This is a genomic window from Rhizobium sp. 862_C5_N1_2, from assembly GCF_051811205.1.
GTDB classification, from domain to species: domain Bacteria; phylum Pseudomonadota; class Alphaproteobacteria; order Rhizobiales; family Rhizobiaceae; genus Rhizobium; species Rhizobium leguminosarum.
On record NZ_JBPWPT010000001.1, the window covers coordinates 2132740 to 2154407 of the forward strand.

General features: G+C 62.3%; 17 protein-coding genes. 6 read left to right on the top strand and 11 right to left on the bottom strand.

The window, feature by feature from the left end:
• Window positions 1-23 precede the first annotated feature (23 nt).
• The 7 genes from rpsD to ACD590_RS10860 all read right to left on the bottom strand — a co-directional run bounded on the left by rpsD (window position 24) and on the right by ACD590_RS10860 (window position 8065).
• Window positions 24-641 carry a 30S ribosomal protein S4 gene (gene rpsD, locus ACD590_RS10830; RefSeq protein WP_004676212.1) on the bottom strand — a complete coding sequence of 206 codons (618 nt, stop codon included), beginning with the start codon at window positions 639-641 and terminating at the stop codon, window positions 24-26.
• 224 nt (window positions 642-865) lie between these two features.
• The gene (locus tag ACD590_RS10835) at window positions 866-2377 is read right to left on the bottom strand and encodes a helicase HerA domain-containing protein (RefSeq protein ID WP_439002537.1); all 1512 of its coding nucleotides are present in this window, start codon (window positions 2375-2377) and stop codon (window positions 866-868) included.
• A gap of 131 nt (window positions 2378-2508) precedes the next feature.
• Window positions 2509-3684, bottom strand: a complete 1176-nt coding sequence (locus ACD590_RS10840) for an MFS transporter (protein WP_026188411.1) — start codon at window positions 3682-3684, stop codon at window positions 2509-2511.
• A 97-nt stretch (window positions 3685-3781) separates the two neighbouring features.
• Window positions 3782-4585, bottom strand: coding sequence for a glutamate racemase (gene murI, locus ACD590_RS10845; RefSeq protein WP_018242211.1), 804 nt, complete (start codon window positions 4583-4585; stop codon window positions 3782-3784).
• Entirely contained in the window at window positions 4566-5396 is an 831-nt protein-coding gene (locus tag ACD590_RS10850; RefSeq protein WP_018242212.1) for an RNA methyltransferase, read from the bottom strand. The genes murI and ACD590_RS10850 overlap by 20 nt, the downstream gene beginning before the upstream one ends.
• Before the next feature lie 4 nt (window positions 5397-5400).
• A complete protein-coding gene (locus ACD590_RS10855; protein WP_130652496.1) occupies window positions 5401-7434 on the bottom strand; it encodes an FUSC family protein in 2034 nt (677 codons plus the stop codon).
• Between the two features lie 103 nt (window positions 7435-7537).
• Window positions 7538-8065 (bottom strand): hypothetical protein, encoded by a 528-nt coding sequence (locus ACD590_RS10860; RefSeq protein WP_439002538.1) that lies wholly within the window; start codon window positions 8063-8065, stop codon window positions 7538-7540.
• A 186-nt stretch (window positions 8066-8251) separates the two neighbouring features.
• On the opposite strand from ACD590_RS10860, the gene ACD590_RS10865 reads away from it, so the two are divergent.
• From ACD590_RS10865 to ACD590_RS10875, 3 genes are all read left to right on the top strand, one after another.
• Window positions 8252-9463 (top strand): NADP-dependent isocitrate dehydrogenase, encoded by a 1212-nt coding sequence (locus ACD590_RS10865; protein WP_018242215.1) that lies wholly within the window; start codon window positions 8252-8254, stop codon window positions 9461-9463.
• A gap of 71 nt (window positions 9464-9534) precedes the next feature.
• Complete coding sequence (locus tag ACD590_RS10870; protein WP_018242216.1) at window positions 9535-9981, top strand: GNAT family N-acetyltransferase; 447 nt, start codon at window positions 9535-9537, stop codon at window positions 9979-9981.
• A gap of 88 nt (window positions 9982-10069) precedes the next feature.
• On the top strand, window positions 10070-10696 hold the full coding sequence (locus ACD590_RS10875) for a glutathione S-transferase family protein (protein ID WP_018242217.1): 627 nt from the start codon (window positions 10070-10072) through the stop codon (window positions 10694-10696).
• A gap of 55 nt (window positions 10697-10751) precedes the next feature.
• Here ACD590_RS10875 and ACD590_RS10880 read toward each other — a convergent pair whose 3' ends face one another.
• A complete protein-coding gene (locus ACD590_RS10880) occupies window positions 10752-11603 on the bottom strand; it encodes an AraC family transcriptional regulator (protein WP_018242218.1) in 852 nt (283 codons plus the stop codon).
• Between the two features lie 128 nt (window positions 11604-11731).
• Here ACD590_RS10880 and ACD590_RS10885 point away from each other — a divergent pair, with 128 nt between their 5' ends.
• Window positions 11732-12364 carry a LysE family translocator gene (locus ACD590_RS10885; protein ID WP_032980421.1) on the top strand — a complete coding sequence of 211 codons (633 nt, stop codon included), beginning with the start codon at window positions 11732-11734 and terminating at the stop codon, window positions 12362-12364.
• Between the two features lie 94 nt (window positions 12365-12458).
• Here ACD590_RS10885 and alaS read toward each other — a convergent pair whose 3' ends face one another.
• Together alaS and recA are read right to left on the bottom strand one after the other, a co-directional pair.
• Window positions 12459-15113: an alanine--tRNA ligase gene (gene alaS / locus ACD590_RS10890; protein ID WP_018242220.1), complete on the bottom strand. Its 2655-nt coding sequence runs from the start codon at window positions 15111-15113 to the stop codon at window positions 12459-12461.
• A gap of 154 nt (window positions 15114-15267) precedes the next feature.
• Complete coding sequence (recA, locus tag ACD590_RS10895) at window positions 15268-16362, bottom strand: recombinase RecA (RefSeq protein WP_003540131.1); 1095 nt, start codon at window positions 16360-16362, stop codon at window positions 15268-15270.
• A 229-nt stretch (window positions 16363-16591) separates the two neighbouring features.
• On the opposite strand from recA, the gene ACD590_RS10900 reads away from it, so the two are divergent.
• Window positions 16592-17536, top strand: a complete 945-nt coding sequence (locus ACD590_RS10900) for a carbohydrate kinase family protein (protein WP_018242221.1) — start codon at window positions 16592-16594, stop codon at window positions 17534-17536.
• A gap of 84 nt (window positions 17537-17620) precedes the next feature.
• Window positions 17621-18547 (top strand): pseudouridine-5'-phosphate glycosidase, encoded by a 927-nt coding sequence (locus ACD590_RS10905; protein WP_018445184.1) that lies wholly within the window; start codon window positions 17621-17623, stop codon window positions 18545-18547.
• Window positions 18548-18809: 262 nt separating this feature from the next.
• Here ACD590_RS10905 and cckA read toward each other — a convergent pair whose 3' ends face one another.
• Window positions 18810-21413: a cell cycle histidine kinase CckA gene (gene cckA, locus ACD590_RS10910; RefSeq protein WP_115157478.1), complete on the bottom strand. Its 2604-nt coding sequence runs from the start codon at window positions 21411-21413 to the stop codon at window positions 18810-18812.
• Between the last annotated feature and the right edge of the window lie 255 nt (window positions 21414-21668).

Genomic DNA, 21668 nt, shown 5'->3' on the forward strand with positions numbered 1-21668 from the left:
GTTTCGACTGCGAGACGAATGCATTAACGCGAATAGAATTCGACGACCAGGTGCGGTTCCATGACGACCGGGAACGGAACGTCGCTGAGCGTCGGAACGCGGCCGAAGGTTGCGACCATCTTGTTGTGATCGACTTCGATATAGTCGGGAACGTCGCGCTCTGCGAGGCTGACGGCTTCCAGAACGGTCACCAACTGCTTCGACTTTTCGCGAACTTCGATGACGTCGCCGGCCTTGCAACGGTAGGAACCGATGTTGACGCGCACACCGTTGACGGTGACGTGGCCATGGTTGACGAACTGACGGGCAGCAAAGACCGTCGGAACGAACTTGGCGCGATAGACGATTGCGTCGAGGCGCGATTCCAGCAGGCCGATCAGGTTTTCAGAGGTGTCGCCCTTGCGGCGGTCGGCTTCGGCGAAGATCGCGCGGAACTGCTTCTCGCGCAGGTCACCGTAGTAACCCTTGAGCTTCTGCTTGGCGCGCAGCTGCACACCGAAATCCGAAAGCTTGCCCTTGCGGCGCTGGCCATGCTGGCCCGGGCCGTATTCGCGGCGGTTCACCGGGGACTTCGGACGGCCCCAGATGTTTTCGCCCATACGGCGGTCAATTTTGTACTTGGACGATTCGCGCTTGCTCATCGTATTTCCTTTCAAAGGTTTATGACGGTTTGTTGCCAAACCGCACGAAGGAAACACGCCCTCCTCTGATCTCTGCCGAGATCTGACAGGATGTTCCGGTTAGCGAACAGGAACGATCCACGGGACATGTCAAATGAAACACCGGACATTGCTGCCCGGTGCTTGCGGCGGTCTTTAGAGGGCCGTCATGAAAATGTCAACAGCGGCAAACCCCGAAAGCGCCACTATTCCGCCGCCAGCGGCTGGTCGCCCGTGTCGGGGGCGTTGGCATCGCCCGGCGCCGTCTGGCAGTCCATATCCGGGATAGCGACGATACGCTTGCCGGAAAAATCGGCGTGCACGACGATGATGCCCTGCTCCTCGAAATAACCGAGCAGGCGGCGGGCGCGGCGGGCGGAATGGGTGCCGTAGGCGCGGGCGATCCGCGCATCCGACGGGCACGGCTCGCCGCAGACGGCGGCCTTGGCGAGCATCAGGAAGACGCCCTGCAGGTCGTCGGTGACACCCGATGACAGCGACAGTGCCGTCGCCCAGGCAACAGTCGCAGCTGTCGTCGCATCGACGCCGGAACGCGAGATCGCCACCCGCCGACGGAAATCCGGCAGCGCGATCGGCGGTCCTGGCACGCGGCGCATGCGCAGCCGCACGAGAAAATCCTGGTAGAGCACCGAATCGGTGCGGAAGGCGGAGGTGGGATCGTCGAGTATTTCGGCAAGAACGCCGGCTAGGCGCTCCTCCCGCTCCTCGGCGGAGACTTCCACCTGGCTCGCCCTCGCCTCGGCAGGTGCTGCCGATGCCGCCGGCGTCGAGCGCGAGAGCTCGGCGAGAATGTCGGTCGTCGGCCGCGGCGCCGGCGGGGCGCGCCGCACGGGCGGGCGCTGGAATTCCTCCGGATCGGGCGTGAAGATCAGGTCCTCGACATCTTGAGGCGCATCCGGCAGCGGCATCAGCTTCGGGCTGGAAGAGCGCGCCGAGGTCTCCACGGCGCCGATCTGGATCGGCAGCGGCCGGCGTGACAGCGCCGGTCCGAGAGCGACGAAATTGCCGCGCTTGAGCTCGCGGAACATCTCGGCCTGGCGCCGGTCCATGCCGAGCAGGTCGGCAGCGCGCGCCATGTCGATATCGAGAAAGGTACGGCCCATCAGGAAGTTCGAGGCCTCGGCGGCGACGTTCTTGGCGAGCTTGGCAAGCCGCTGTGTCGCGATCACACCGGCAAGGCCGCGCTTGCGGCCGCGGCACATCAGGTTGGTCATCGCGCCGAGCGACATCTTGCGCGCATCCTCCGAGACATCGCCGCCAACCGACGGCGCAAACATCTGCGCCTCGTCGACCACGACGAGAACCGGATACCAGTATTCGCGATCGGCATCGAACATGCCGTTGAGGAAAGCGGCGGCAGCACGCATCTGATCTTCGAGATCGAGGCCTTCGAGCGTCAGCACGCAGGAAACGCGATGCTGGCGGATGCGGTTGGCAATGCCGGCCAACTCCGCCTCTGTGCGCTCACCGTCGACGACGACGTGGCCAAACCTGTCGCTGAGCGTGACGAAATCACCCTCGGGATCGATGATGACCTGCTGTACCCATTGTGCCGATTGCTCGAGCAGGCGGCGCAACAGATGCGACTTGCCCGATCCGGAATTGCCCTGCACGAGCAGACGGGTCGCCAGCAGCTCCTCGATATCGAGCGTCGCCGGGCTGCCGGACGCCAATCCCATATCGATGCCAACCTGCACGTCCCATTCCCCTTACAAATTCCCGGCCCGTCTGTAGCAGATTCGCAGGCACTGTTGTCGTCAAACCTTCAAGAACCCACAGGGAAACCCAGCCCTATAGCATCGGCTCTGCGCTCTAGGGACATAAGGCTTCACACCGCCTCGCGCTCGACGAGGTCGCCCGCCATGTCCTTCTGCGTCGGAATCAGCAAACGTGTGCAGAGCAGGCTGACGAAAAGCGGTACCAGCAAGACCGCAAGCCCCGCGCGCAAGCCCAGGAGTTCGCCGAGAAAGCCGATGATCGGCGGCCCGATGAGAAAACCGGTCAGGGCTGCGAAGGAGAGCGTCGCAACGCTTGAAGCGGGCGGGCGGTCAGTCAGCGAAGCAACGGCCGTCACCGCAAGCGGAAACCCGACCGAGACACCGACACCAACTGCGGCAAAGCCGAGTAGCGCAAGCGGCGTCGCCGGTGCAAGGAGAACGACGAGCATGCCGGCAAGCGAGGCGATGCCGCAACCACGGGCAATGGCAATCGCGCCGAAACGGCCTTTCATGTAATCACCGCTGAAGCGCCCAGCCGCAACCATGAAAGCGAAAACCGAATAACCGAGGCCGGTTTGCGCGCCTTCTGCATTCATGACATCGCGGAGGTAGACCGCCGACCAATCGGCCATCGCACCTTCCGTCATCGTCACGCCGAAGACGAAGGCGCAGATCCCGAGCAGAGCGAGACTGGGCAGCTTGAAGCCGGTCATTGCCTGCGAATTCTCCGCATGGTGACTTTCCGGCAATTTCGGCAGGCGCAGGCTGGCAATCAGCGCAGCCGGCAGGATGACGAGCGCCGTGATCAGAATCGACCAGTGCGGCGAAAGCCCGATGGCTATGGCACCAACGCCGATCAGGCTGCCGGCCATGATGCCAAAGCTCCAGAAGCCGTGGCAGCGGCTCATGATGATCAGCCCCGTCGCCTTCTCCGTCACATCGGCCTCGACATTCATACCGAGTTCCACCGTCGAAAGCGCGACCCCAACGACAATCAAGGCGAAGAATAGAAGCATGGCGCTGGGCGCGAAGGCTGGAAGCGAAACCACGGCAAGAAAGAAGATGAAACCATAGATGATCGCCATGCGCCCGCCGATGCGCGAGACGAGGCGGCCGGCAAACGGCAGGGTGATCAGCGTGCCGATCGGCAATCCCAGAAGTGCGACGGCGAGATCGGCGGTGCCGAGTTCAAGCTTCGCCTGGATATCAGGAATGCGCGGTAACCAGGCGCCAAAGGCTATCGGCTGCAGAAAAAAGATCAGCATGACAAGTCTTTGCAGCGGCACGGCGCATCCCTTTTAAGTCTTGAGCGGTAAACACCCGCCCGCGATTCCCCGCGGAGATCTTGCGCGATGAGATCAGTGAAATAAAGCGTGCAGTGCCTTATCGCGTGCTGAGACCAAAACCCTGCATCAGTCGGCGCGTCGCAAAGTCGGGATTGCCGGATGTAAAGGCGGCAAAGTCGAAATTATCGGGGTGAACGGCATCGGCGATCTGCGGAACGAGTGTGCGCGCCCGCCGGGCAATGGCTTCTGCCGGATCCAGCCAGTCCACCGGCCAAGGCGCCAGTCTGCGGAATAGATTGGCCATGAAGGGATAGTGCGTGCAGGCAAGCACGACGATATCGGTCCTCTGACTGTCCTTCTCGACGAAGCATTGGTGGATTTCGGCAAGCACGGCGTCGTCGGAGACGGCGTCACCGCGTATATAGGCCTCTGCCATGCGCGCAAGGTTCTCCGAGCCGACGAGGCGGACATGGCATTGCTGGGCGAAGGACTGGATGAGATCGCGTGTATAGGCCCGCTTGACCGTACCCGGCGTCGCGAGCACCGAGACCAGGCCGGAGCGCGTGCGCTCCGCCGCCGGCTTGATCGCCGGCACGGTGCCGACGAAGGTCATCTGAGGAAAGGCGGCGCGGAGATCGGCGCCAACCAGCGTGAAGGCGGTGTTGCAGGCGATGATGCACACCTCGGGATCGTGTTGTTCGAGCAGCCGGCCGAAAAGCCCGATGATCCGTTCCTTCAGCGCCTGCTCCTCCCAGCCGCCATAGGGAAAGCCGGCGTCGTCGGCGACATAGATGAAGCCACGTTCCGGCATCAGCACGCGCGCTTCGCGCAAGACGGTCAGCCCGCCGATGCCGGAATCGAAGACGAGGACGGGTTTCAGCTCATGCGTCGGCGCTGTCATCTGGCGGTGTTTCCTTGGTCGCGGTCGGGAACCTGCCGCCGCGCGGGCTCTTGCGCGAGAAGCGGTCGAGAGAGGAGATGACGCCGCGCAACACGCTGATTTCCTGCTCCGTGAAGGCCCGGCGGGATAGAACAGCGCGCAGATTGTCGACCATTTTCGGCTTTTTCCCGGCAGGATGGAAATAACCGCGCGCATCGAGCGCCTCTTCCAGCTGATCGAACAGGCCGAACAGCTGGTCCTTGGTCGAAGGCGTCTGCCCCATCGCCTGAAAAGGCACGGCGCCGAGATCCTCCATGCCGGATTTCATCCATTCATAGGACATCAGCAGCACCGCCTGGGCGATGTTCAGCGACGCAAAGGCCGGATTGACCGGAAAGGTGACGATCTCGTCGGCAAGCGCCACCTCCTCGTTGGTCAGCCCCCAACGCTCACGCCCGAAGAGGATGCCGGTGCCCTCACCGGCGCGGAACCTCGCCCGGAGCGTCTCGGCGGCGATGACGGGAGAGCGCACCGGCTTATAGCCGTCGCGCTCGCGCGCGGTCGTCGCATAGACAAAATTAAGATCGGCGACCGCCTGTTCCAGCGTGTCGTAGACCTTGGTCGCCTCGATGACGTGATCGGCCTTGGAGGCAGTCGCCAGGGCTTTCTCGTTCGGCCAGCCGTCGCGCGGATTGACGAGGCGCAGTTCAGCAAGGCCGAAATTCGCCATGGCGCGCGCCACCATGCCGATATTCTCGCCCATCTGCGGCTCGACCAGAATGATGGCCGGGCCTTCGGCCAGAAGTTGACGCTCGCTGTTCGTGCCTGCCATGGTCCTATCCCTGTTTCGAGCGCGCAATAGCCTCGCCTGCTGCAAACGGCAAGACGTCTGCGTCAGGATAAAGCCTTTCCAGCGCCGAACCGATCATTTCGAGCCCGAGTCTCGCACCCTCGCGCGACAGCGGCAGGTGCCGGCCTGTTGTCCGCGATGCCTTGCGCTGAATGAGGAAACAGGTCGAGCCGCGCGGCGCCGCATTGTCGATCAGCGCCAGATCCGCCGCGATCAGCGTCTTCAGATTGTCGTCGGCGGCCGGCGCGTCGTAACTCTTCGCCAGGATACGCGCCCAATAGGTGCAAGAGAGGAAGATCGCCAGCGTCTGGCGGATCTGGCCTGGGCGCGTCACCACCGACCAGGACGAGCCAAGCGGGCGCGCCGCCACCGTTACGTCGCGGTAGCAGGCATCGATCGTCTGCGACAGCGCCATCAACTCGAAACCGCTTTTGCCCTCGCCGATCCCGGCAAGCAGGTCGCGCAGCGCCTGGAACCAGTGCGCGAGTGCAGTATCGAGCGCGCCGCGCGTGCGCGTGGGGAAAACGACGAAGGCGACCGCCGTTCCGGCCGCCGCCCCGATCATGGTCTCCCCGATGCGCAGCTTCAACAGATCGAGCGTCAGCACGCCGGTCATCCCGTAGACCAGGCAGAGCACGATCGAGATGAAGAAGGTCATCGTCGCATAGGAAACTTGCAGGAAATAGAAGGCGAGGAAGATGCAGATGGCGGCGACCGGAATGGCGATATCAGGCTCGCCCGAAATCATCGTTGCCAGCACGAGGCCGATGGCGATGCCGAATACCGTGCCGAGTGAGCGCGATAGGGCCCTCATCGCCGTATCGCCGCGCGAATTGGTATTGGTGAAGACGAGGAAGGAGGCGAGCACTGCCCAGAACCAGCGCTCGCGCGACAGCAGCAGACCGAAACACATGGCGATCGCCGAGGCGAGCGTGATCTGTAGCGCCAAGCGCAGCAGCGGATTGGCGAACGAAAAGTCGATCGGCTGAGGTTGCGCCGTATCCATGACGGCGTCAATGCCGGAGAAACCGGAGGCCTGCCCCTCGCCGATCGCCTGCGTCAATTCCTGCCGGGCCTTACCGAGCCAGAGAAGCGCACGCACGGTCTCGCCCTGCGGCTGGTCCTTGATGGTTTCGGCCATTTCCTCATATCTTCCAAGTTCCACCGCATCCGCCTCGATCACGGCATGCACGAGCGCAAAGGGCGGCGGACTCTGGAAGCTCAGCACGATCGCGCTCTCGGCAGCAAGATGCGCATCGAAGAGCCGGATCGCCAGCTCGGCGGCGGGATCAGCGGTGCCATCGAAAACCCCGCCGGGCGGGCGCGGAATAAAGGTCTCCGCCATCAGCACCACTTCCTTCAGCCGGTCTTCCAGCTGGCGCAGCTCCTGCCGGTCGGCTTCGCCGATCTCAGCGCCGCCGGCAAGGGCGGCGAGCTTGAAGAGAATCTGGTTGATCCGGCCGCGCACGCTTTCGAGCGAGCGCAGCAGGTCCCGTCGCCAGTCGTCCGGCAGCAGCACTGCTCTCACCAGATGGCCGACGAGCACCGAGACGACGGGGCCGATCGCCACATCAGGCAGCTCGGCAAGGGAAGGCCGGAAATAAGAGCCCATGAAATAAGAGGTGAAGGCGAACATGCCGATCGCAAAGCCGCGCGGCCCGAACACGCGGCCCGCCGATGCGAGCGCGATCACCACCAAGAAGACGAGATCGGAGAGAAAACGCTGATCTTCGAGGCCCGCCGCGATCGCGACGACGCCAAGGCTTGCGACGCAACCGAAGAGCCGCGTCACCAGTTGGCGCGTATTGCCCTTGTCGCGAACCGCCACCCCGCCCTCGATCGACAGCACGATGCCAAGACCGAAGGCGGCCGTCGGCAACGGCAGAATGAACATCTGGATGGCGAGAAGGACTAAAAACGAGAAAACGATCGTCAGCGTTACACGCGAGGCCATGCGCAGACGCGAAAGCGCCGGATCGTTGGCAAGCAGCCAGTCGCGGAACTGAAAACCGGAAAACAAATGCGAGAGCCCCTCATGCCGCCCAGGGATCAACAGATACCGCCGCAACAGCGGAAATCAAACTGCCCGAGATCGAATCTCGATGCTCTCGAATGTCGCGCGCCTATTGGCCCTTGGCAATCAGCGCCATGGTCGTCTTCAGGGAATCGCGCGCCTGCGTTTCGATATTCTCTGTGACGATATCGTCGATGACGGGCTTACCACCTTCCTCGACCACTTCGAAACGAACGGTCGTATAGTCCTTGGCATCGGGCGCATCCGAGCAGGCGGATTTCCTGAAGCGCACCGTCACCTCGGCCACGCCGTCGATCACTGGCGCTGCCGCCATCGTCAGATCCTCCAGCGGGCACGCATCCTGGCCGTTGACGATGACGTCGTAGTCGAAGGGCGATATGCCGTCGTCATCGATGGCGGGAAACTGCGCCGCCGCCTGGTATCTCGCGACGAAATCGCGGCTGTAGAGATGCTCGAGCCGGCTCGCATCGAAGATGTCGGTCCAGTCGCTGTTGTTGTCGGCCCAGTTGCTCCTTGTCGCCTCCATGATCTCCTTCACAGGAGCGGTAATGCCGGCAGCGTGACTGATGCCTGAAAAGGCGATAAGGCTTGCGATAACAACGGCGATTGTCTTCATGGTCGAATGTCCGGAGCGGCAGATCGCGGCGGACACTAGCTAAATTTCAGCGCGTGGCAATGGCGGCAAAAACGCATTGTCGAACCCCTTGCAGCTTTGCGTTCCCGGTTCACAATGCTATAGCGCTCCGGATCATATCACCCACCCGGGACCCCGTCCCCATTCAAGCTCGAACGAGGCAGATACATGAACAAGATCAAGGTCGCCAATCCCGTCGCCGATCTCGACGGCGATGAAATGACGCGCATCATCTGGCAGCTCATCAAGGATAAGCTGATCCATCCGTATCTCGACCTCGACATCGACTATTTCGACCTCTCCGTCGAAAACCGCGACGCCACCAACGACCAGGTCACCGTCGATGCCGCCAACGCCATCAAGAAGTATGGCGTCGGCATCAAGTGCGCGACGATCACGCCGGATGAAGCCCGCGTCAAGGAATTCAACCTCAAGGAAATGTGGAAGAGCCCGAACGGCACGATCCGCAACATTCTCGGCGGCGTCATCTTTCGCGAGCCGATCATCTGCAAGAACGTGCCGCGCCTGGTTCCCGGCTGGACCAAGCCGATCGTCGTCGGCCGCCACGCCTTCGGCGACCAGTACCGCGCCACCGATTTCAAGTTCCCCGGCAAGGGCAAGCTGACGATCAAGTTCGTCGGCGAGGACGGCACCGTCATCGAGAAGGAAGTCTTCAACGCACCGGGCGCCGGCGTCGCCATGGCCATGTACAACCTCGACGAATCGATCCGCGAATTCGCCCGCGCCTCGATGATGTACGGCCTGATGCGCAAGTGGCCGGTCTATCTGTCGACCAAGAACACCATCCTCAAGGCCTATGACGGCCGCTTCAAGGACATCTTCGAGGAAGTCTACGAGACCGAATTCAAGGATCAGTTCAAGGAAGCCGGCATCACCTACGAACACCGCCTGATCGACGACATGGTTGCTTCGGCGCTCAAGTGGTCCGGCGGGTACGTCTGGGCCTGCAAGAACTACGACGGCGACGTCCAGTCCGACACGGTCGCCCAAGGCTTCGGCTCGCTCGGCCTGATGACCTCGGTTCTGCTGACGCCCGACGGCAAGACGGTCGAAGCCGAAGCCGCTCACGGCACGGTCACCCGTCACTACCGCCAGCATCAGAAGGGCCAGGAAACCTCGACGAACTCGATCGCCTCGATCTTCGCCTGGACCCGCGGCCTGGCGCACCGCGCCAAGCTCGACGACAATGCCGAGCTCGCCCGCTTCGCCTCGACGCTCGAAAAAGTCTGCGTCGACACTGTCGAATCCGGTTTCATGACCAAGGACCTGGCGCTGCTGATCGGCCCCGACCAGCCGTGGCTCTCGACCACCGCCTTCCTCGACAAGATCGACCAGAACCTGCAGAAGGCCATGGCGTAAGCCGGCCTTTCCAAGATAACATCGAAGCGGCGGGGATTTCCCCGCCGTTTTCATTTTAGGAGAATGAACCGATGACGGTCATCCTGCGGCCGCTTGAAGCCTCGGACCGCGCCGCTTGGGAGCCCCTGTGGGAGGCCTATCAGCGCTTCTACGAAGTGGTCATCCCGCCTGAAACCACGGACCTCACCTGGACTCGCTTCCACGATCCTGAAGAACCGATGCACGCGCTCGGTGCCTTTGACGACGATGGCCGTCTCGTCGGTATCGTCCATGCCATCTTTCACCGTTCCTGCTGGCTGCCGCAATGGACCTGCTATCTGCAGGATCTCTATGTTGACAACAGTCAGCGCGGGCTCGGCACCGGTGCCGCTTTGATCGAGGCCGTCGCCGACCTCGCCCGCGCAAACGGCGCAGGCAGGCTCTATTGGATGACGCACGAAACGAATGCAACGGCGCGGCGGCTCTACGACCGGATCGCCGAGCGCTCGGGTTTCATCCAGTACCGCAAGGCGCTCTAACGGTCTGGGGTTGCACAAAGGCCCTGCCGCACTATTGATTCCGGGGAACGGCAAGGCCGTAGAATAACGGGAACACGAGGAGGATGTCATGACTGAAGAACTGGTATTCTATACGAACCCCATGTCGCGCGGCCGCATCGCGCGCTGGATGCTGGAGGAGATCGGCCAACCCTACCGCACCGAATACCTGACCTTCGGCGAAACCATGAAGGCGCCCGAATATCTCGCAGTCAATCCGATGGGCAAGGTGCCGGCGATCCGCCACGGCGATACCATCGTCACCGAATGCGCGGCGATCTGCGCCTATCTCGCCGAAACCTTTCCTGAGAAGGCGCTGGCGCCGAGGCCGGACGAGCGCGCCCGCTATTATCGCTGGATGTTCTTTGCCGCCGGTCCTCTCGAATCGGCGGTGACGATGAAGGCTCTCGGCTTCGAAATTCCGAAGGAACGCCTGCGCATGGCCGGCTGCGGCGGTTTCGGCGACGTCATGAACACACTCGAGAAAGCCGTCTCCGCTTCGACCTATGTCGCCGGCGAGCGCTTCACCGCCGCCGACGTATATGTCGGCTCCCATATCGGCTGGGGCCTCGGATTCGGCGGCATCGAAAGACGCCAGGCCTTCCTCGACTATGTCGGCCGCATCAGCGAGCGTGAGGCCTACAAGCGGGCCAACGCCCTTGATGACGAAGCCATCAAGACCATGCAGGCCGCCTGAGCGTGGTCTTGAGCATCTTGGGGGCGCGGCTGATCCGCCGGGTCCCCCCACGGCCTTAGACGAGCGGCATGTGAATATCCGTCAGAAGCTCGTTCGGCGGCACGTCGCGGGGATTGTTGAGATACTCCTCGAACATGACCCTGTCCTTCAACTGCCGGCCGGATTTCGGCAGCCATTCGGCAAACAGCCACTGATAGGACTTGGGCATATTGGCATAGGGACCCTTATGGCGTAGCACCGCATAATCGCCACCGTCGATCACGCGCCGCTCGAACGGCGCATCGGCCGGCACGTCGGAAGCGCCGGTGACGCAGGCGATCGAGCGCAGCTTTTCCTCCGGCACAAGATCGGGATCGTCGAGATAGACGCCAATCATCCGCATGTCGGGCTTGGCGAGGCCGCGGGCGTAAAGCGTGCCGAACAGCATCTCGAAGGCCTTGTCGATCTGCATGTAGGAGCCGGTATGGCCAACGCCGATCAGCTCGATCGGCGCGATCTCGCGTATGGTAACGTCTAACATGACTTTGGTCTTTCCGTTAGGTGAGGGCTCATAGGCTGTGTGGCTTCCCTCTTTCCGGTAGCGGGCCGGCGGCATGCCGTAGACCGACTTGAAAATACGATTGAAGGATTGGAGATTGGGATAGCCGGATCGCTTTGCAATTTCACTGACGGCAAGTTCCGTGCGGACGATCTCGCCCGCCGCGTGATGCAGCCTGAGCCGCTTAACGGTGGCCGCCAGCGTCTCGCCGTAAATCGCCCGGTAGATCCTGTGCCAGTGATAGCTCGACATGCAGGCGATCTCGGCAAGGCGCTCCATATCCAGCTCCTCGTCCAAGTGGTCGTGAATATAGGCCGAAACCCGTCTCAGACGGTTTTCATAAAGTGCCCATGCCGTTTCGCCATTCATGTCAAAACCTCGTGCAAATCGATCGGCTCGAGAGAACCATAACCCGATTTGACAAATCCTGCGGACTTGAACCTTCGGCGAATCCTGCGTAGACCGGAATTCCGGCTCGAACCCAAAAGGAATGATAGATGCCGGATTTTTCAACATTAATGCTCTTTGCCGCCGCAGCGCTGGTGCTGACAGCCACGCCCGGCCCCGACATGCTGCTGATCGCCTCCCGCAGTATCGGCCAGGGACGCGCTGCCGGTTTCCTGACCTATGCCGGCATCGCGCTCGGCACCTATTGCCACGCCCTTGCCGCGGCATTCGGGCTGTCACAGCTCTTCATGACCGTGCCGGCCGCCTATGAAACAGTGCGCTGGGCAGGCTGTTGCTATCTTCTCTATCTCGCCTACAAGACGGTCCGCTCGGAAGGCGCCGCCTTTCAGCCGGCATCGACGCTGAAGCGGCTGTCGGGCCGGCGCATCTTCTTTGCGGGCCTTGCCACCAATCTGCTCAATCCGAAGATGGCGCTCTTCGTCATGGCGCTCTTTCCGCAATTCGTGAATGCGTCAGCCGGATCGCTGACGATGCAGATGCTGATACTTGCAAGCGTCCTGAACGGGATCGGCCTCGTCGTGAATGGCGCCGTGATTTTCCTCGGAAGCACGATCCGTTCGAGACTTCAATCGGCGAGCCGTTTCCCGAGGTTGCCGCAATATATCCTGGCAACGGTCTTCACCGGGCTCGCCTGTCGCCTTGCGTTGCAGCCGCGCAACTGAACATCGAGGGACCACCGTCGTTGAAAACAAAACCGGCTGCGAAATCCATGATCTCGCAGCCGGTTTGAATTTCAAACTGATGTCAGGCGGCAGTTCAGCCGGCAAGTGCCACGGCAACCGCCTCGATCGCTTCATCGGCTTTCGATCCGTCGGGGCCGCCGGCCTGCGCCATGTCGGGGCGGCCGCCGCCGCCCTTGCCGCCGAGGGCGGCAGATGCGATGCGGACGAGGTCGACGGCGCTGTAACGCTGCACGAGATCCGGTGTCACCGCCACGACAGCACTTGCCTTGCCGTCGTCGGACACGCCGACCAGGGCAACGACGCCGGAACCGATGCTGGTCTTGCCATCATCGGCAAGCCCCTTCAAATCCTTGGGATCGACGCCCGAAATCGCCTTGCCGAGGAACTTGACGCCGGCCACTTCGCGCACGGCATCGACCGAGCCGCCCTGCCCGCCGCCCATGGCGAGTTTGCGCTTGGCGTCAGCCAATTCCTTTTCGAGCTTGCGGCGCTCGTCCATCAGCGCTTCGACACGCGACAGCACTTCGCCCGGCTGCACCTTCAGCGAGGCGGCAAGCGTCTTCACGCGCTCGTCCTGTTCGGCCAGATATTCGCGCGCCGATTCGCCGGTGACGGCCTCGATACGGCGAACGCCTGCGCCGACGGCGCTTTCGCCGAGAACGCGGATCAGCCCGATCTGGCCAGTGGCCCCGACATGCGTGCCGCCGCAGAGTTCGATCGAATAAGGCTTGCCGGCCTTGGCGCCACGCACGCCCTCGCCCATCGCCACGACGCGGACTTCATCGCCGTATTTCTCGCCGAACAGCGCCATCGCGCCTTCAGCGATCGCATCGTCGACGCTCATCAGCCTCGTGGTAACCGGCGAATTCTGCAGCACGATCTCGTTCGCCATATCCTCGACGATCTTCAGCTCCTCGGCCGACATCGGCTTCGGATGCGAGACGTCGAAACGCAGGCGCTCGGGCGCGACCAGCGAACCCTTCTGCGCCACATGGGTGCCGAGCACCTCGCGCAAAGCCTCGTGCAACAGGTGGGTCGCAGAGTGGTTGGCGCGCAGCCGCGAACGGCGGGCATGATCGACCGTCAGCACGACCGCATCGCCGTCCTTGACCACGCCGTCGATGACAATACCCTGATGCACGAACAGGCCTTCGCCTCTCTTCTGCGTATCTGAAATCTCGATCTTGGCGTGGTCGGACGAGATCACGCCGGTATCGCCCATCTGGCCGCCGGATTCGCCGTAGAACGGCGTCTGGCTGACGACGATCTGCACCTTGTCGCCGGCCTTGGCCTCGGTCGAAACCGCGCCCTCTTTGACGATCGCCTGCACGACGCCTTCGGCCGTTTCGGTGTCGTAGCCCAGGAATTCGGTCGCACCGTGTTTTTCCCTAAGCTCGAACCAGACGGTTTCCGTCGCCTTCTCGCCGGAACCGGCCCAGTGCGAGCGGGCTTCGGCCTTCTGGCGCTGCATCGCATCGGTGAAGCCGGAGATGTCCACGCCGATCTCACGGGCACGCAGTGCATCCTGTGTCAGATCGAGCGGGAAGCCGTAGGTGTCGTAGAGCTTGAAGGCGGTCTCACCATCCAGCATATCGCCCTTGGAAAGATCCGTCGTCGCGTCCGACAGAAGCGACAGGCCGCGTTCCAGCGTCTTGCGGAAGCGGTTTTCCTCCAGCTTCAGCGTTTCCGAGATCAGCGCTTCGGCGCGCACCAGTTCCGGATAGGCGCGGCCCATCTGCTGCACCAGCGTCGGCAGCAGCTTGTAGACCAGCGGTTCCTTGGCGCCGAGCAGCTGTGCATGGCGCATGGCGCGGCGCATGATGCGGCGCAGCACATAACCGCGGCCCTCATTCGACGGAAGCACGCCGTCGGCGATCAGGAAGGCCGAGGAGCGCAGGTGGTCGGCGATGACGCGGTGGCTGGCGCTGCCTTCCGCCTTGACGCCCATCGTGTCCTCGATGGTGCCGATCAGCGTGCGGAAGAGATCGGTGTCGAACACGCTCTGAACGCCCTGCAGAATGCAGGCCATGCGCTCCAGCCCCATGCCGGTATCGATCGACGGGCGGGGCAGCGGGTTGCGAACGCCGGGTTCGGTCTGCTCGAACTGCATGAAGACGAGGTTCCAGAATTCAAGGAACCGGTCGCCATCTTCCTCCGGTGAGCCCGGAGGGCCGCCCCAAACATTCTCACCCTGGTCGATGAAGATTTCCGAGCACGGGCCGCAGGGGCCGGTATCGCCCATCTGCCAGAAATTGTCAGAGGTCGGGATGCGGATGATCTTGCCGTCGGAAAAGCCGGCGATCTTCTTCCACAGCGTCGCAGCTTCTTCATCCTCGGAATAGACGGTCACCAGCAGGCGGTTTTTCGGAAGGTCGAAGCCTTCGGTGACGAGCTTCCAGGCAAGCTCGATCGCATTCTCCTTGAAATAGTCGCCGAAGGAGAAGTTGCCGAGCATCTCGAAGAAGGTCAGGTGGCGTGCAGTATAGCCGACATTGTCGAGGTCGTTGTGCTTGCCGCCGGCCCGCACGCATTTCTGCGAAGTCGTCGCCGTCGAATAGGGACGCTTTTCGAGGCCGGTGAAGACGTTCTTGAATTGCACCATGCCGGCATTGGTGAACATCAGCGTCGGGTCGTTGCGCGGCACGAGCGGGCTCGACGGAACGATCTCATGGCCGTTCTTCTTGAAATAGTCGAGGAAGGTCGACCGGATATCGTTCACACCGCTCATGCTATGCCCTTCAATGCTGCCGGAGGCAGGTAAATTTAAATTCATCGGCTTTTAACGTTCGCCCCCGCCACTGTCCAGCAGACAAACAAAACCGGCCGCATTCTCATCAGGAATGCGGCCGGTTGGAACTGTCCGATGAGTTTAAGCGCGAAAATTACATTTCCGCAGTGGCATCGCCATCGCCGTCATCCGGGTCCGGTCCGCCATTCTGCAGGAAGCGGTCGGCGATCAGGCCGGCATTCTGGCGCAGCGACAGTTCGATCTCGCGGGCGAGATCCGGATTGTCGCGCAGGAAAGTCTTGGCGTTTTCACGGCCCTGGCCGAGACGCTGGCTGTTATAGGAGAACCAGGCACCCGACTTTTCGACGATGCCGGCCTTGACGCCGAGATCGACCAGTTCGCCGGTCTTGGAGACACCCTCGCCATACATGATATCGAACTCGACCTGCTTGAAGGGCGGCGCCATCTTGTTCTTGACGACCTTGACGCGGGTCTGGTTGCCGATCACCTCTTCGCGCTCCTTGACCGCCCCGATGCGGCGGATGTCGAGGCGCACGGAAGCATAGAACTTCAGCGCATTGCCGCCCGTCGTCGTTTCCGGCGAACCGAACATGACGCCGATCTTCATGCGGATCTGGTTGATGAAGATAACCATGGTGTTCGATTTGGAGATCGAAGCGGTGAGCTTGCGCAGCGCCTGGCTCATCAGTCGTGCCTGCAGGCCGGGAAGGCTGTCGCCCATTTCGCCTTCGATTTCGGCGCGCGGCGTCAGTGCGGCGACCGAGTCGACGACGAGAACGTCAACGGCGCCGGAGCGCACCAGCGTATCGGTGATTTCGAGCGCCTGCTCGCCGGTATCGGGCTGCGAGATCAGAAGGTTCTGCAGGTCGACGCCAAGCTTGCGGGCATAGACGGGATCGAGCGCATGTTCGGCATCGACGAAGGCGCAGATGCCGCCCTTCTTCTGCGCTTCGGCAATCGTCTGCAGTGCAAGCGTCGTCTTACCGGAGCTTTCCGGCCCGTAGATCTCGATGATGCGGCCCCTCGGCAGGCCACCAACGCCGAGTGCAATATCGAGGCCAAGCGAGCCGGTCGAGATCGTCTCGATCTCGACAACATTCTCGTTGGAGCCGAGTTTCATGATCGAGCCCTTGCCGAACGACCGCTCTATCTGTGAGAGTGCCGCTTCAAGCGCCTTGCTTTTGTCCACCGATTTGTCCTCTACCAGCCGCAATGAATTCTGAGACATCCGATCCACCTTTAGGTTATTGAAGCCGCTCAAGCAATGTCGAGTTTGTACCCTATTTGTTCCATTCTCGCAATAGGCGATCAAATAGTTGAAAGAAAAAGGTAAAACGACACGTGTTCTGCATTTGTTTTATCAATGAAAAGCAACGGCTTAGGCCAAAAGTGCCGACTCGGCCGCGGCAGGGCGCACCGTATCGATTCGTCCTTCGGGCATCGGGAGAGCGGATCGGATGAAGAAAAAGATTCTTGTTCTCGGCGGTGCGCATATCGACCGGCGTGGCCGAATCTCGGGCGAGACGGCGCCTGGCGCCAGCAATCCCGGCACCTGGTTCGAGGAGCCGGGCGGCGGCGGCTTCAATGCGGCGCGCAACCTCGCAAGGCTCGGTTTTCAGGTGACGATGATCTCGCCGCGCGGCGGCGATCCGATGGGCGAGACGGTTGGAGAAGCTGCCGATTTCGCAGGCATCGACGACCGGCCTTTCGTCTTCCTCGACCGCAAGACGCCGAGCTACACGGCGATCATCGAGAAGGACGGCAATCTGGTGATCGCCCTTGCCGACATGGATCTCTACCGCTTCTTCGTGCCGCGGCGTCTCTCCATCCGCTGGGTGCGGGAGGCCTTCGCCGCCCATGATTTCATCCTCTTTGACGCCAACCTGCCGGAAGAGACGATCGCGGCGATCGTCGCAAAGGCGCATTCGCTCGCGAAGCCCGTTGCGGCAATCGCCATCTCGCCGGCCAAGGTCGTCAGGCTGAAACCCTGCATCGGGGATATTGATTACCTGTTCCTGAATGAGGCTGAAGCTGCCGCCCTTGCCGGTGAGCGGCCGGAAGAGGCTGCCGGCTGGCCGCCGTTGCTGAATGAGATCGGCATCAGGAACGCCGTCGTCACCCGCGGCCGGCGCGAGCTCGTCGCGCTTTGCGATGGCCGCGCCGTGACGTTGCAGCCGCCGATCGCCGACACCGTTGCCGATGTCACGGGTGCTGGCGATTCTCTTGCGGCCGGCACACTCGCCGCCTTGATATCAGGCTTGCCGCTCGAAGAAGCCATCCGCCACGGCACCGCGGTCGCCACACTGACCGTGCAGTCGCGGCACGCCGTCAACGAAAATCTGACGCCCGAGCTGTTGAATGAGGCGCTTGCCCTTGTTCCCCAGATCAGAATTCTGCATTGAAGCAGCCAATTAAATAATTGAACATGATGCCGAAAACCGCTCACACTTTTCGGCATCATGCTCTGTCGATCACAGGACAAGACCATGACCAAGCCCATCTCCCCTCTTTTGCCGATCGCCTATTCGAAGGAAGTCGCCAGCGCCAAGCAGCGCGGCGCGCCTGTGGTGGCGCTGGAATCGACCATCATCACCCACGGCATGCCCTATCCCGGCAATATCGAGATGGCCCGCAGCGTCGAGGCGATCATCCGCGAACAGGGTGCAGTGCCGGCAACGATCGCCGTCATTCACGGCACGCTGCATATCGGTCTTGAAGCCGCGGAACTGGAGCAACTCGCCAAGGCGACCGAAGTGATGAAGGTGTCGCGCGCCGATCTCGCCTTCGCCATCGCCGAGCGCCGCACCGGCGCCACCACGGTCGCGGCGACGATGATCGCGGCGGCGCGCGCCGGCATCCGCGTTTTTGCCACAGGCGGCATCGGCGGCGTGCATCGCGGCGCCGAGGAAAGCTTCGATATATCAGCCGATCTCGAGGAACTGGCGCGCACCGGCGTCATCGTCGTCTGCGCCGGCGCCAAGGCGATCCTCGATATTCCAAAGACGCTGGAAGTGCTGGAAACCCGCGGCGTGCCTGTCGTCACCTATGAGAGCGAGGAATTCCCCGCCTTCTGGTCGCGCTCCTCGGGCATCCGTAGCCCGCTGTCGCTGAACAGCCCGGCCGCCATCGCCAATTTCCAGACGGTGCGCGAGCAGCTCGGCGTCGACGGCGGCATGCTCGTCGCCAATCCGGTGCCTGAGGCCGACGAGATCGCGCGCGAGGAGATGGAAATCTATATCGAGCGGGCACTCGACAGCGCCGAGCGCGACGAAGTGACCGGCAAGGCGGTAACGCCCTATCTTCTGTCGACCATCTTCGACCTGACGGACGGCCAGAGCCTCAAGACCAATATCGCGTTGGTTGAGAATAATGCGCGGCTTGCGGCTGAGATTGCGGTTGCGTTGAGTGAATGAAGGTTGACGGGCTGGCAGGTATCAATTTTTAGCAGAGAGGTGGTGCCGTTCCAGCCCCCCTCTGCCCTGCCGGGCATCTCCCCCACAGGTGGGGAGATTACAAGCGGCAAAACCTTCGCATCGCATCAACGTTTCGCCGAGCTGCATGGATATTTGGTTAGGGAGCCAGTGCACCCAGCCGATCTCCCTCCTTGTGGGGGAGATGCCGGCAGGGCAGAGGGGGATGCGGCACGGCACAGCGTGCCCTCCGACAGCACCTCACTCACCCATCCAGCGTCTCCTTCACCACAACAGCGAGCTGCTTTAGCGAGAAGGGCTTCGGTAGGAAGCCGAATTTCGCCTCCGGCGGCAGGTTGCGGGCAAAAGCATCTTCGGCATAACCTGAGACGAAGATGAACTTCATGTCGGGATAGGTCTTGCGCAGCTCGCGCAACAGCGTCGGACCGTCCATTTCGGGCATCACGACGTCGGAGACGACGATGTCGACCTTGCCGTCGAGTTCTTCCAAGATGCTGAGTGCCTCGACGCCCGAGCCCGCCTCGTGCACGGTGTAGCCCCGCGTTTCCAGCATGCGCTTGCCGCCGCGGCGCACAGCCTCCTCGTCCTCGACGAGAAGGATGACGGCCGATCCCGTCAGGTCCTCCGGCTGCTGCGGCGATACCGGCAGCGGCACCACTTCGGCCCCGGCGATGGCGCCGTCGATCGAGCCCGCTTCGGCGGCCACCGCCGGCTCCGGAATGTGCCGCGGCAGGAAGACGCGGAAGGTTGTGCCCTTGCCGACTTCGGATTCCGGCTGGATGTAGCCGCCCGACTGTTTGACGATGCCGTAGACCATGGCGAGGCCAAGCCCGGTGCCCTTGCCGACATCCTTGGTGGTGAAGAACGGCTCGAAGATCTTGTCCATGATCTCGGGAGCGATACCGGTGCCGTTATCCGCGACTTCGACCAGCACCATGTCCTCGGCCGGCATGTAGGAGTAGTTGAAGGCGGAGACCTCGGCGGCGGTCAGATTGCGGGTGCGCAGTGTCAGCGTGCCACCCTCGGGCATCGCGTCGCGCGCATTGACGCAGAGATTGATCAGCACCTGCTCGAACTGCGAAAGGTCTGTTTTGACAGGCCAGAGGTCGCGGCCATATTGCACGTCGAGTTTGACATTGGTGCCGGAAAGCAGCCGGTCGACCAGCATGCGCAGGTCGCCGACGACATCGGTCAGGTTCAGCACCGAGGGCCGCATCGTCTGCTTGCGCGAAAAGGCGAGCAGCTGGCGCACCAGCACGGCGGCACGGTTGGCGTTGCGCTTGATCTCTATCAGGTCGGCGAAGCTGGCATCGGCGGGCCGCGCCTGCAGCAGCAGATGGTCGGAGGAAAGCAGGATCGCCGTCAGCACGTTGTTGAAATCATGCGCGATGCCGCCGGCGAGCGTTCCCACAGCATTCATCTTCTGCGTCTGCGCCATCTGTGCTTCCAGCGCCTTCTGCTCGGTCACCTCGACAGCGTAGACGATCGCCGCCTCCTCGGGCGCCTCGTCGCTCTGGTCGATGACGGCATTGACATAGAAGCGGAAATAGCGCGCCTCGTCGGTCGGTGTGCGGGTGTCGAGCGGCGCAATGTCGCCCTGCCGGTCCTTGGCCGCCGCCAGCGCCGCGGCGAGCTGTGGCCGATCGCTCTCCTGCACGATGGTTTCAAGATGCGGCGCCTTTTCGAGGTCATCGCGCGAGACGACACCAGAGAACATCTTCAGGAATGGTGCATTGGTGCGCAGGATACGCCCGTCGCCGTCAACCGAGGCGATTGCCATCGGTGTGTTGTTGAAGAAGCGGGTGAAGCGCATGGCAGCGGCCGAAGCGGACTGGCCGCCGGCATCGCTCTTTTCACGCGCCAGCACGATCGTCCGGCTTTCGCCGGGTGCGCCGTCGCGCATCGAGGTAACGCTGTGGATGATCTGCACCGGCAGGCTCTGGCCATTGCTCTTGCGCAGGTCGAGATCGAGCGTCACGGTCTTCTTCAGGCCGGGTTCGGCCTGCACCGATTGAATCAACGCGAGCCCCTCGCCCGCCACCACGTCGCCGATCGTCATCGAGCCCGGCACGAATTTGGTGAGGTCGAGGCCCAGCCACTCGGCAAGCGTCGCATTCAGGTAGAAGATCTCGCCCTTCCTGCCGGCGGAAAAGAAGCCAGCCGGCGCATGGTCGAGATAGTCGATCGCGTTCTGCAATTCCTTGAAGAAGCGCTCCTGGTCGTCGCGCTCCGTGGTGATGTCGGTAATCTGCCAGATCTGCAGCGGCTTGCCGCCGTTCTCCTCCGGCTGCAGCAGCCGTGCCTTCAGCCGGTACCAATGGGCGCCGGAACTGTTGCTGCCGGGGCCGACGGCACGCAGCAGGCGGAATTCCTCGCGGCCTTCCTTGCCCTCGCGCAGCCCGTTGACCAGCCTGTAGAGCGCCTCGTTGGATTCGCGATGACGCGACAGCAGCGTTTCCAGCGTCTGCACCTCGGTCGCCTTGCGAGCGCCGGTCAGCGCACCATAGGCGGCATTGGCATAGATGATCCGGCCCTTTTCGTCGGTGATCAGCGTTCCGTCGGGATGGCTGTTGAGGAAGGCGCGCGCCAGGCTGTCGGACTGGCGCTGCGGCATCACCTCGATGAAGCCGATGACCGAGGATACCAGGAAGAAGATGCCGACCATGGCGAGCACGCCGAGACCGCCAAGCACGACCTCGTTGTCGAGCGACTTTTTGAAGAAGACGAAGGCGCCGGCGGCAGCGATCAGCACGAGCGCCAGCAGAAGAATGCGCAAGACCGTGCCAGAACGCCCCCCACGATCCACAAGCGGTGCGTTATAGTCGTCGGCCTGACGCGGTTTCGTCATGTATTCCTCACATAAGCCCTCCCGCTTCGTAGCACGAACACGAAGCAGGAATCAGGCACTCTTTCCTTCTTAGCAATTTGCTGCGTCGGCAAAAACACCGCTAGTCGGCAAGACTGCTTGAATTCACAGGCAACAGCGCCATCTGCCCCAGAAGCCCAGCTGCTGCCCGTGCGCAAGGTCGTCGAGTGCCAAGCAGCGGAACACGAAATCGCGTTCTCCCGTGACTGGACAGGATCGGCGGGCCTTGCCTAAGGA

Bases quoted from the DNA above. Each gene is read 5' to 3' on its own strand.
- ACD590_RS10880 (WP_018242218.1), bottom strand. From the start codon at position 11,603: ATGAATGGCGAAACGGCATGGGCACTTTATGAAAACCGTCTGAGACGG.
- ACD590_RS10875 (WP_018242217.1), top strand. From the start codon at position 10,070: ATGACTGAAGAACTGGTATTCTATACGAACCCCATGTCGCGCGGCCGC.
- ACD590_RS10900 (WP_018242221.1), top strand. From the start codon at position 16,592: ATGAAGAAAAAGATTCTTGTTCTCGGCGGTGCGCATATCGACCGGCGT.
- ACD590_RS10865 (WP_018242215.1), top strand. From the start codon at position 8,252: ATGAACAAGATCAAGGTCGCCAATCCCGTCGCCGATCTCGACGGCGAT.
- ACD590_RS10850 (WP_018242212.1), bottom strand. From the start codon at position 5,396: ATGGCAGGCACGAACAGCGAGCGTCAACTTCTGGCCGAAGGCCCGGCC.
- ACD590_RS10885 (WP_032980421.1), top strand. From the start codon at position 11,732: ATGCCGGATTTTTCAACATTAATGCTCTTTGCCGCCGCAGCGCTGGTG.
- ACD590_RS10905 (WP_018445184.1), top strand. From the start codon at position 17,621: ATGACCAAGCCCATCTCCCCTCTTTTGCCGATCGCCTATTCGAAGGAA.
- cckA (WP_115157478.1), bottom strand. From the start codon at position 21,413: ATGACGAAACCGCGTCAGGCCGACGACTATAACGCACCGCTTGTGGAT.
- ACD590_RS10860 (WP_439002538.1), bottom strand. From the start codon at position 8,065: ATGAAGACAATCGCCGTTGTTATCGCAAGCCTTATCGCCTTTTCAGGC.
- rpsD (WP_004676212.1), bottom strand. From the start codon at position 641: ATGAGCAAGCGCGAATCGTCCAAGTACAAAATTGACCGCCGTATGGGC.
- murI (WP_018242211.1), bottom strand. From the start codon at position 4,585: ATGACAGCGCCGACGCATGAGCTGAAACCCGTCCTCGTCTTCGATTCC.
- recA (WP_003540131.1), bottom strand. From the start codon at position 16,362: ATGTCTCAGAATTCATTGCGGCTGGTAGAGGACAAATCGGTGGACAAA.
- alaS (WP_018242220.1), bottom strand. From the start codon at position 15,113: ATGAGCGGTGTGAACGATATCCGGTCGACCTTCCTCGACTATTTCAAG.
- ACD590_RS10870 (WP_018242216.1), top strand. From the start codon at position 9,535: ATGACGGTCATCCTGCGGCCGCTTGAAGCCTCGGACCGCGCCGCTTGG.